The organism is Paenibacillus polysaccharolyticus (assembly GCF_900102085.1).
Taxonomy (GTDB): Bacteria; Bacillota; Bacilli; order Paenibacillales; family Paenibacillaceae; genus Paenibacillus; species Paenibacillus polysaccharolyticus.
This window is the reverse complement of the sequence record NZ_FMVM01000002.1, coordinates 485627-495615: the sequence shown is the minus strand read 5'-3', so window position 1 is coordinate 495615 and position 9989 is coordinate 485627. Positions and strand designations below refer to the sequence as shown.

The following is a 9989-nucleotide window of genomic DNA, read 5'->3' as shown; positions in this document are numbered from 1 at the left end:
AGTTTCAAAGCTTCATCGTATTTCTCTTGTAATTCTTGATAGTTGGCTGCATCTTGCTGTATTTGTTGCGTTTCTTTTTGTTTTTTAGCCACCAGTTCCCCCACCTCATCTTCATATTGACGAACCCAAGTCGTCAGCGTTTTAGGAGACATGCCGTACTTTCGTGCCACGACCTCTGTCCGGAGGCCAGAAAGCACCTCTACGACATACTCCTTTTTCGCCTCCACCGGGCATCTAAATCGTCTTTTCATGAACACTCTCCTCATTTCATTTAGTGTATCTGAGGTAGCTTTGAGTGTCCAATTGGATTAGGGGGCTTTAAAGTTTTCTTGTGTTTTTAGCAAAATAAGCTCTCTGGTGATCGTTAGAATTTCAAAAAGCCTATTTTCACCTAAATAAGCTCGTCTGAGATCGTTAGAAATAGAAGTGTGCTGGCGATCTTTTCGTAAAGTGCTCCCACTTCAACTCAATGATGCTCTACTTTCTCTCACTCACTCACTTACGATCTTATCATATGCCTTAACGGAATCGGCATTGGTGTAAATATAAGGAGAAGCTGGCTGATTAATCGGTGTTACGGACGTTGCCTGAATTTCCATCGTATCTTTACCGTCGACTTGCGCGGAGCCAATGGTACCACGAATCTGTACCCAACTGTCCTTCTCAAACTTGTTGGCATCCGGAATATGAATCATCACGCCAAAAGGAGCCGCATCTGCCGGGCAACACATCACGAGAAAACGTCCTAATGCAAAATGAGATGTATGCTCCATGTTATCGTCCCGGTAAACAAATCCGGTCAGCATAATCTCTTTGCCTGTGAATTGGCGCTGAAACATATCGATGGTGCCGAGGGTTTCCGAGAATATCTCTGGATACACCTGGATGACAGGTTGTACGTATAACTTTTCTGCCAACTCCGCGAATTCCCGGCTGTATTCATCCGGTGGTACAAACTGCACACTGGCAGGGAATTCGGATAACTTGTCATTTTGCTGCTTTATACCTTGCGTGACCGCATAATCTTGTACGCTCAACTTAACAGCTGAATCTGGCAGTGGGTCTTTACGCCTTATTTCAGGTGGAGAATACGTTAAGGACATTCCTTTCTGACTGGCCATCGAACTGCCCAAAGCTTGATCTGGGAGCAAAAATCCAAGTAATAATGGTAAAGCAATCAAACCATAGACCATGGAGCTGCGGAAAAGCCCAGAAGGAGGGGGATGCTCACAACCACAGTCGAATTCATTTCGACCAAAAAAAGCATGCCAAGCCATAATTACAGCTATACACAGGAGGGGAACAGCACAACCGAGAAGCAGCTTTTGCATCGTAGGAGCCAGATAATAATGCAGGGAATTGCTCGATTTGAGGTGCATAATATACACAGCCAGACTGCCAATCCAGCCTGCTCGAATGAGCGTATGCCACTGAATGACGATCCTTTTCGTAAAAAAGTTCTTGTTCATCGCATGATTTGCGTGAGCCATGACTTGCACTCCTTTCTTGTATGAATCTCATCTATGGATCATTTCAAATGAGGAGATACCACCCGGTAAACTAATTAACAGCATTAATGATTAATGTTGTTAATAACATAGTACTCTTTGCTAGAAGCAGTTTCATCTCAATCACCCTAAGAAGTTCACGAGCCAAGACCCGGCAAAAACCAGAAGGATAATCGCCATACTTAAGCCAATGACAAAACGGGTGCGGAAGGTGGAGAGTAACATAAGCGTGCTTTTGAAATCCAGCATCGGGCCGAGCACAAGGAAGGAAATCAGCGGACCCAAAGCAAACGTATGTGAGAAGGCTGACGCAACAAAAGCATCCGATGTAGAACATAAGGACAGAACATATGCAAAGCCCATCATAAATACATACGAGGCAACCGGGCCATTTCCCAGCGCAACAAGATCACTGCGACTCACAAATGTCTGAATACACGCAGTAATCAATGCTCCAATCACCAAATATTTGCTCATATCGACGAACTCTTCACCTGCATGGATGAAAAAGCTGCGCCAGTCCTTCTTATGAGAGTGATGATGGTTATGGGTGCCACCGTGCGAGTGAGAATGATCATCAGAATGTTTATGAGAATGAGCTGAAGAAGCCATTTTGAACCCAGGATGTGTCTTTACTTCCGTCACGACCGTTTTGGGCATGCGCAGAGGATTGCGTTTCACAAAAACATACACAAGCCCACCAACGGCAGCAGCCACCGTAAAAGCCAGTCCCATTCGAGCGATGGTGATCTCTGGATGACTAGGAAATGCCATGAGAGTTGCTGTAAACACAATCGGATTGACGACAGGACCGCTTAGAATGAACGTTACCGCAATATATGCAGGCATGCCTTTATGCATAAGCCGCCGTACAACCGGGATCATTCCGCATTCGCAGATGGGAAAAACAATACCGAGCAGGCCCGCCACAAGCACGCCCCCAACCGGATGTTTGGGGGTCAGTCTTCGCACCATCTCTTCGGATACGAACCATTGCATCAGAGAGGACAGGAACACGCCCATGAGCAGAAAGGGGGCTGCTTCCAGAAAAATACTCACAAATACTGTTTTTATATTTTGCAACGCCTCGCTATTCCAGATTTTATTCAGATCCGGGGCGAACGCAATAACAACCGGAACCAGAAAGGCGCAAGGAACAAGGAAGGTGAGAAGTTTCAAACTAGCTGCGATTCTCATGAAAAGACCTCCGTTACTAGAACTTTGCTAGAATATATGCTTGTACTCGCTGTAACATACATCGATTCGGGCAGTTAATCAGTTGTTTTACGATTAAAAAGTTCGCTCAAAGGGACTCAGTTGACAAGCAAAGGTGGAATAAGGTATAGTTCTCAATGTATTTAATCGTAATAATTACGATTAAATACATCGCCCATATAACTAGATCAGCATAAGTACATCATCCATCATCTTAGTTCACCATCTAGATATCCCGAAAGGTTTGATGGAGCACTTAAATTCACCCATAAGAAGTGGAGGAAGCAATAATGTCAGTATCAGAAAAACAACAACATATTCAAAATCGAGTGCCAGTTACGGTTCTTAGCGGTTATCTTGGAGCGGGTAAGACGACATTGCTAAACCACGTGTTACATAATCGGGAGGGCATGCGTGTCGCCGTCATCGTAAACGATCTGAGTGAAGTCAATATTGATGCAGGGTTGATTCGGGACGGAGGCGGTTTATCGCGGATTGATGAGAAGCTGGTGGAGATGTCAAACGGGTGCATCTGCTGCACACTTCGTGAGGATTTGTTAAAAGAGGTGGAGCGGCTTGCGCTGGATGGGTCGTTCGACTACATATTGATTGAATCTACGGGCATTGGCGAACCCGTTCCTGTGGCTCAGACATTTACGTACATTGACGAGGAACTTGGCATTGATCTGACTCGATTCACTCGTCTAGACACGATGGTAACGGTGGTGGATGCCGCTCAGTTTTGGCGTGACTTTTATTCGAAAGAGACGCTTAAGGATCGCGGACAGGAAGCCGGAGAAGATGACGTGCGGGGCATTGTGCATTTGCTGACCGACCAGGTTGAATTTTGCGACGTTCTTGTGCTGAACAAATGTGATCTAGTATCCGAAGTAGAGCTATCGAAGCTGGAAAAAGCACTGCATGCGATGCAGCCAGAGGCCAAGTTGGTTCGCACGACGCATGGGCAGATTGATCCGAGAGAAATTTTGAATACCGGTCGGTTTTATTTTGAAAAAGCAAGCCAGTCCGCGGGCTGGATCCGCGAATTAATGAAAGAGGAGCATACGCCTGAGACCGAGGAATACGGTATTCATTCGTTTGTATATCACCGCAAACGCCCATTCCATCCCGAGCGCCTGCTGCGCTGGATTGCCAAATGGCCAGACAGTATCGTTCGCTCCAAAGGTTTAATGTGGATGGCTACTCGCAACCATATGGCCATCTCATTTAGCCATGCGGGTACGTCCAAACAGCTTGCACCGGCAGGAATATGGGTAGGGGCGATGAGTGAGGAAGAGCGGCATCTTCATTTTGGCGACACGCTTCCAGCTATTCCGGATTGGGATGAAGAGTGGGGTGATCGGGTAACCAAGCTGGTGTTTATCGGGATTGATATGGATCGTGCAGCTATTGAACGAACATTGGATGAGACATTACTTACAGATGATGAGATGCAGATGAACTGGCGGGAGTTGAAAGACCCTTTTCCACAATGGAGCTAAGAGAAGAAGTTGACAAAAGAAAAGGCATAGGCTACTATCATTAAATAGTAATAATTACGAATAGACAAAGGGAGGCAACATCATGAGAGTCATTGTAACTTTAGCCTGCACGGAGTGCGGGGATCGCAACTATACAACAACGAAGAACAAGCGTAACCATCCGGAACGTCTGGAGATGAAGAAGTATTCACCTCGTTTGAAGAAGATGACGATTCACCGGGAAACCCGCTAAAAAATTTTGATTTTTTCAAATCGTAATATTTACGAAAAAAAGAAAGAGGTTAACCCATGATTTTATCTTCCATGCGTGATGTCGTATTTGGATATGGTAAAGAGCCCGTCATTGATCATCTGTCGCTGGATATTCATGTGGGTGAATTTGTCGGCATCACGGGGCCGAATGGCTCTGCGAAGACAACCATGCTGAAACTGTTGCTGGGGCTCTTGAAGCCCTGGAGCGGTTCGGTACATATGAATACACAGCAGCTTCGAGGCAAAAAGCTGGAGATCGGTTACGTACCTCAGCAAATGGCCTCGTTTAATAGTGGTTTTCCCAGTACAGTCATCGAACTCGTGCGATCCGGTTGTTATCACAAGTTAGGTCTTTTTCGGCGATTCACTTCGGACAAAGAAGCGATTGTTGAACGAAGCCTGCGTGAAGTCGGCATGTGGGAATACCGCAACGCACGTGTAGGAGAGCTTTCGGGCGGACAGAAGCAGCGAATCTGTATCGCACGAGCCCTGGCTGGACAGCCGCAAGTGCTTGTGCTGGATGAGCCCACCACCGGGATGGATCGGCGAAGTAGAGAAGGGTTCTATGAATTGATGCGTCACTATGCAGATGTTCATGGTCTCACCATCATTATGGTCACACACGGTCTCGAAGAAGTGGGTAACCGGCTGGATCGAACGATCACCTTGGAGAGACAAGAAAGTGAGGAATGGCAGTGTTTGAGTACGAATTCATGCAACGTGCTTTCTGGGCTGGAGGACTAATTGGAATCATTGCACCTATTCTGGGTGTATATCTGATGCTTCGACGGCAGGTACTTATGGCTGATACACTTTCTCACGTTTCACTGGCAGGGGTTGCCCTAGGTTCGGTTATGAACCTGAATCCGGTTCTAAGCGGCTTCGCTGTTGCAATTATTGGTGCTCTGCTGGTCGAGCAGCTACGGCGAAGCTATCGGACGTACAGTGAGGTGCCGGTTGCAATCATTATGACTTCTGGTCTAGCTTTGGCTGTTGTATTAATGAGTCTAAAAATGAATCTTTCCAAAACCTTCAGTTCTTATCTGTTTGGTTCCATCGTCGCGGTGAGCAATATCCAGCTGTGGATGATGGCAGCGGTATGTTTGATTGGATTGACCTTTTTTTTCGTTTTGCGAAGACCGTTGTACAATTTGACCTTTGATGAAGAGACCGCCTCCATTGGAGGCGTGCAGGTGAAAGGTTTATCATTTGCCTTTGCGATACTAACCGGAATGACCGTGGCCTCTGCGATGCCGATAGTCGGTGTGCTGCTCGTATCTGCACTTATTGTATTGCCGGCAGCATTAGCTTTGAGGGTTGCACGCAGTTTTGCCGCAGCCATTGTTATTGCTATCGTTACAGGATTGATGGGCATTTTTAGCGGGCTCACTGCTTCGTATCAATGGAATACACCTCCGGGAGGAACCATTGCACTCATCCTGTTACTTTTCCTGTTGACTGGAATATCAGCCCAAAAGCTGATTTCACTATACAATCGTAAACGTCATCGCGCCGTTAAGCAGCAGACAGCAACATTATATATTCATTCAAAAAGCAACACATAAAGATGAAATGGGGAATTCAGACTATGAAACTGGGCAAAACTTCAGCGCTGGGAATTATCTTCAGTTTGGCAATTGTTGCAACAGGTTGCGGCCAAAAAACAACAACCTCCAATCCGGATCAAGCTGCTGCAGCTAGTACTACAGCGGCTTCGGAGCAAAAATTAAATGTAGAGGTCAGCTTTTATCCAATGTATGATTTTACGAAAAATGTAGCGGGCGATCTGGCTGATGTACATACGCTTATTCCGCCAGCCATGGAGCCGCATGATTGGGAACCAACGCCTCAGGACATCGCGAGCATTGAAAAAGCAGATGTTCTCGTCTACAACGGGGCAGGCATGGAGTCCTGGATGGATCAGGTCAAAGACAGCCTAAGCAATAGCAAACTTGTGCAGGTGGAAGCCAGTCAAGGGATTAGCATTCGTGAAGGTGGAGAAGAAGAGGAACATGACCACGACCATGCGGACAAAGCAACAACCACTGAAGAACATGATCACGCAGATGACGCCTCTGCGAAGGAAGGTCACGAGCATGACGCCGCAACAGGTGAAGAGCATGACCACGACCATGGCGGGCTTGATCCTCACGTGTGGCTGTCACCAGCGCTCGCTATAAAGGAAGTACGAAACATTGAAGCTGGACTTGCCAAAGCGGCCCCACAGCATGCAGACCAGTTCAAACAAAACGCCGATGCATATATTGTCAAGCTGGAAGCACTGGATCAGGACTTCAAAGCGGCTGTGAAGGACAGCAAACGGAAGGACTTTATTACACAACACGCGGCTTTTGCATATCTGGCAGCGGAGTATGGTTTGCAGCAGGTTCCGATTGCCGGGTTGTCTCCTGAACAGGAACCATCCGCAGCTCAGATGGCAACTGTCATTGATTTTGCCAAGGAACACAAGGTGAAAACAATCTTTTTTGAAACACTCGTTTCATCCAAAGTATCGGAAACTATCGCTAAGGAGATTGGAGCCAAGACGGCTGTGTTGAATCCTATCGAAGGTTTAACCGAGGATGAGGTTAAGGCAGGCAAGGACTACATTAGCGTGATGAGAGAGAATATGGAAGCGCTGAAGCTGGCATTGAACGAATAGGAACTTTAATGAGCATTTGATGCTTTTCGCCGAAAAAGGTACAATATAACAACATGCTGAGGAATGAACGTGACCTATTCCTTTGCCTTTTGCGAAGCAGAGAGCACAGTGATGTGCTCTTTTTCGTTTGAGACGTTTGGATATGCAGACCAGGAGGAACATGATGAACGTACATGAAGAATTTGAGGAACAGGAAGTACTGCTCAGTGAACAGCCTGTACATCTGTGGAGAAGACGGAAACAGGAACTGTTGCACTGGACCGAACGGGACAAACGAACCTTGTCTCCCAAACGGACGGTGATATGGAACGGGGTAGAGGTCGACGCGGAGCTGGTTCGCTCCCTGAGCCTGCTCCATGAAGCAGGGGTGCAGACCGAGTTTTCATGTGCCGGGGTTAGTCCGCTGGATGAGCCTGTCGATCATTCACTATATGCGTATGTAACGCTTATCCAGAGCAAAGCCGCCGAACAGTTCGTGAACGATGCCATTTTGCGGATGCGAAATCGACTTTTGGTGACTTTTGAGAAAGGGCGTGGTCGATATGATCTATCTTCTTTTTTCATTGGGCACAATCGCAGCTTTTGCTGGTGGATGGAGCGATGCGCACTTGACTTCAAAAGACGAAACGAAGCAGGGAAGCCTGACGTACTATAATGGATAGGCTCGGTAGTTGAAGGCAAGGAGGTATGAACAGATTGAACAAGTGGCTCAAAACGATCCTTTTTCTAATGGCCTCTGTATTTCTGACACGATTCATCCCGTTCTCATCCTTGTTCCGTAATCTCGATACGATGATTCATGAATTCGCTCATGCGCTGATGACACTGGTTTTGTCCGGTAAAGTGTTACGCATTGAATTATACGCGGATCATAGCGGTGTCACGTATTCATCTATGCTGACATCGGGGAGAGCGATATTTGTTTCGCTGGCAGGATACATTGGTGCATCGCTTTTTGCATGGCTTCTGTTTTACTTGTACCGCAAAGGGCGGCACATGTGGGGCTTGGGAGTTATGACGGCTGTGGCACTTGTGTCGCTGGTGTTATATGTCAGAGGCGAATTCGGAATGTTGTGGTTGACCGGGTTTATCGCGTTGAATGTAGTTATTATGATTTTTGGTGTGAAAATCGCGAAGTACTACTATCTGCTACTGGCCTTTATTACGCTCGAAGAGTCTGTCGTCAGTGCGATGTATATCGGTTGGGCATCCTGGACCCGTCCATCTCAGGCCGGAGATGCGGCAAATCTGGCGCAACAGACGTTCATGCCAGCTCTGTTCTGGGGTACGCTGTTTGCATTGTTTGCGCTATGGTGTGCAAAGGGAGCTCTTGCACTTTTCTTCCGAAAAGAAGGAACGGCAAGTCCCTCGAAGTCGAAATCCCGTGGATTAAACAGAGCATAGAACGTAATGTAGATAGGGCGACGGTCTGAAGGATGAAACAAAGAACACTTCCTTTTTCTGAAAAGGAGGTGTGCTTTGTTTTTTTGTTTTGTACCACTCAGCATAATTTGTGAGTTAGTAGCAACTCTCTTTGGATCGTGCGTAGTGTTAGTCCCCGAGATTATCCCATAAGGCATAAAAATAATAAATTTCCTCCATAATCGCTTGATCGTCCTGCGCCGCAATACCGCCTTGAATTCGTGCAAGTGCACCCAGAACATCATAAATACTCTCACGCTCCACGCTGAATTGAATGCGGTTCACGATTCGATGCCAAGCTTGCATGGCATACTCGATCTGACCTTTAGCTTGAGTCCACTGTTTGTCCAGAACCTGCTTCTCCAGCTTCTGGATGGATTCCAGTAAGCGATCTTGCGTGCCAAAAGGTTTTTTGAGCCAAGGGCCGCTAATCATGATCGCGATGAACAGCATCAGCATGATAATGGGGATCGTATAGAGAAGCCATTTATGCTTTTTCATTTCCGAACCTCCCGGACAAGTTTGGTCAGATTGTTTTTATGAGTTCAGATATATTAGATTCATTCAGATCAGTTACGTTTTTTTTTTCTCATCCGTGCTGGTCTTGTCTGATAACCGATCCTTATACAAATCGATATATAACTTGTCATTCGGTAAAATGGCAGCAAATGCAATGTCCTGAATCGTCAGGTTTTGTTTTTTCAATTGTTCGGTTAACCAGCTGCTGTCCTTATTGCGCTCGGCCAGTTTTTCTTTCATTAATACACCGTCGATAATAAGCTCGGTCATGAGTTTCTGGGATGGTGGGTGCATGTGCATATCCTTTGCGGTTACGGGCTGATTCTCTGGTTTCAAAGCAATGGATAAGGTGCCATCTGGCTCTAAAATGCCATAATCGACCGTGGTCAGGTCAAATACATCCTTTTGCCGTAGCATCATGGTGAGTTCGTCGAACTTCACGCGCATTTGATTCAGATTTTGTTCCAGAATTTTGCCATTCTGAATGACCAGGGTGGGATCGGAGTCCATAATTTGGGAGAAGGCTCGGCTTTTCAGCGTAATGTATTGAAAAATGATGGTGATCAAGGTGAAGATGGTTAACGCTACAAAATGAATCCACGCTTTGGACGACAAATCCGTGGCAAACGTACCGGCAATGGAGCCAATCGTAATGCCGTTAATATAATCAAAATAGGTCAGGTTGCCCATTTGTTGTTTTCCCAGAACCCTCGTATAGACAATTAAGGTGAGAAAAGCGATAATCGCTCGCACAGCAACGACCGTAGTTTCCTCCATCATATATGCATCACCACCCTTTACACCCTCAATCCTTGCCCACAACGATGCAATTTATTCCTTATCACTTGAGGATCAAATCAACGTCAAAAAAACCGAAGCCCGTGAGCATATCACGAGGTTCGGTTGGAG

The 9989-nt window shown here is 46.4% G+C and carries 12 protein-coding genes; 7 read left to right on the top strand and 5 right to left on the bottom strand.

The features are described from left to right. The 3 genes from BLQ13_RS04635 to BLQ13_RS04625 form a co-directional block, all read right to left on the bottom strand. A partial coding sequence (locus tag BLQ13_RS04635; RefSeq protein WP_090916458.1) for a transposase occupies positions 1-251 on the bottom strand: 251 nt, incomplete at its 3' end. 240 nt (positions 252-491) lie between these two features. Beyond that, positions 492-1490, bottom strand: a complete 999-nt coding sequence (locus BLQ13_RS04630; protein WP_090916456.1) for a TIGR03943 family putative permease subunit — start codon at positions 1488-1490, stop codon at positions 492-494. A 141-nt stretch (positions 1491-1631) separates the two neighbouring features. Then, positions 1632-2705: a permease gene (locus tag BLQ13_RS04625; RefSeq protein WP_090916454.1), complete on the bottom strand. Its 1074-nt coding sequence runs from the start codon at positions 2703-2705 to the stop codon at positions 1632-1634. Between the two features lie 308 nt (positions 2706-3013). On the opposite strand from BLQ13_RS04625, the gene BLQ13_RS04620 reads away from it, so the two are divergent. The 7 genes from BLQ13_RS04620 to BLQ13_RS04590 all read left to right on the top strand — a co-directional run bounded on the left by BLQ13_RS04620 (position 3014) and on the right by BLQ13_RS04590 (position 8543). Next, positions 3014-4225 carry a GTP-binding protein gene (locus BLQ13_RS04620; RefSeq protein ID WP_090916451.1) on the top strand — a complete coding sequence of 404 codons (1212 nt, stop codon included), beginning with the start codon at positions 3014-3016 and terminating at the stop codon, positions 4223-4225. Positions 4226-4307: 82 nt separating this feature from the next. After that, on the top strand, positions 4308-4457 hold the full coding sequence (rpmG, locus tag BLQ13_RS04615) for a 50S ribosomal protein L33 (protein WP_036613813.1): 150 nt from the start codon (positions 4308-4310) through the stop codon (positions 4455-4457). A 56-nt stretch (positions 4458-4513) separates the two neighbouring features. Continuing rightward, positions 4514-5221, top strand: a complete 708-nt coding sequence (locus BLQ13_RS04610) for a metal ABC transporter ATP-binding protein (RefSeq protein WP_090916449.1) — start codon at positions 4514-4516, stop codon at positions 5219-5221. Continuing rightward, the gene (locus BLQ13_RS04605; RefSeq protein WP_090916447.1) at positions 5167-6042 is read left to right on the top strand and encodes a metal ABC transporter permease; all 876 of its coding nucleotides are present in this window, start codon (positions 5167-5169) and stop codon (positions 6040-6042) included. Before BLQ13_RS04610 ends, BLQ13_RS04605 begins: the two co-directional genes overlap by 55 nt. Before the next feature lie 23 nt (positions 6043-6065). Beyond that, positions 6066-7139, top strand: coding sequence for a metal ABC transporter substrate-binding protein (locus tag BLQ13_RS04600; RefSeq protein ID WP_090916445.1), 1074 nt, complete (start codon positions 6066-6068; stop codon positions 7137-7139). Positions 7140-7299: 160 nt separating this feature from the next. Next, positions 7300-7794, top strand: a complete 495-nt coding sequence (locus BLQ13_RS04595) for a hypothetical protein (RefSeq protein ID WP_338060861.1) — start codon at positions 7300-7302, stop codon at positions 7792-7794. A gap of 41 nt (positions 7795-7835) precedes the next feature. Next, complete coding sequence (locus BLQ13_RS04590) at positions 7836-8543, top strand: M50 family metallopeptidase (RefSeq protein ID WP_090916441.1); 708 nt, start codon at positions 7836-7838, stop codon at positions 8541-8543. 147 nt (positions 8544-8690) lie between these two features. On the opposite strand, the gene BLQ13_RS04585 is transcribed toward BLQ13_RS04590, so the two are convergent. Together BLQ13_RS04585 and BLQ13_RS04580 are read right to left on the bottom strand one after the other, a co-directional pair. After that, on the bottom strand, positions 8691-9062 hold the full coding sequence (locus tag BLQ13_RS04585; protein WP_090916439.1) for a DUF4363 family protein: 372 nt from the start codon (positions 9060-9062) through the stop codon (positions 8691-8693). Positions 9063-9134: 72 nt separating this feature from the next. After that, the gene (locus tag BLQ13_RS04580) at positions 9135-9860 is read right to left on the bottom strand and encodes a DUF421 domain-containing protein (protein ID WP_090916533.1); all 726 of its coding nucleotides are present in this window, start codon (positions 9858-9860) and stop codon (positions 9135-9137) included. Between the last annotated feature and the right edge of the window lie 129 nt (positions 9861-9989).

Coding starts and splice junctions, on each gene's coding strand:
- BLQ13_RS04630 (WP_090916456.1), bottom strand. CDS start 1,490: ATGGCTCACGCAAATCATGCGATGAACAAGAACTTTTTTACGAAAAGG.
- BLQ13_RS04625 (WP_090916454.1), bottom strand. CDS start 2,705: ATGAGAATCGCAGCTAGTTTGAAACTTCTCACCTTCCTTGTTCCTTGC.
- BLQ13_RS04620 (WP_090916451.1), top strand. CDS start 3,014: ATGTCAGTATCAGAAAAACAACAACATATTCAAAATCGAGTGCCAGTT.
- rpmG (WP_036613813.1), top strand. CDS start 4,308: ATGAGAGTCATTGTAACTTTAGCCTGCACGGAGTGCGGGGATCGCAAC.
- BLQ13_RS04610 (WP_090916449.1), top strand. CDS start 4,514: ATGATTTTATCTTCCATGCGTGATGTCGTATTTGGATATGGTAAAGAG.
- BLQ13_RS04605 (WP_090916447.1), top strand. CDS start 5,167: ATGGCAGTGTTTGAGTACGAATTCATGCAACGTGCTTTCTGGGCTGGA.
- BLQ13_RS04600 (WP_090916445.1), top strand. CDS start 6,066: ATGAAACTGGGCAAAACTTCAGCGCTGGGAATTATCTTCAGTTTGGCA.
- BLQ13_RS04595 (WP_338060861.1), top strand. CDS start 7,300: ATGATGAACGTACATGAAGAATTTGAGGAACAGGAAGTACTGCTCAGT.
- BLQ13_RS04585 (WP_090916439.1), bottom strand. CDS start 9,062: ATGAAAAAGCATAAATGGCTTCTCTATACGATCCCCATTATCATGCTG.
- BLQ13_RS04580 (WP_090916533.1), bottom strand. CDS start 9,860: ATGATGGAGGAAACTACGGTCGTTGCTGTGCGAGCGATTATCGCTTTT.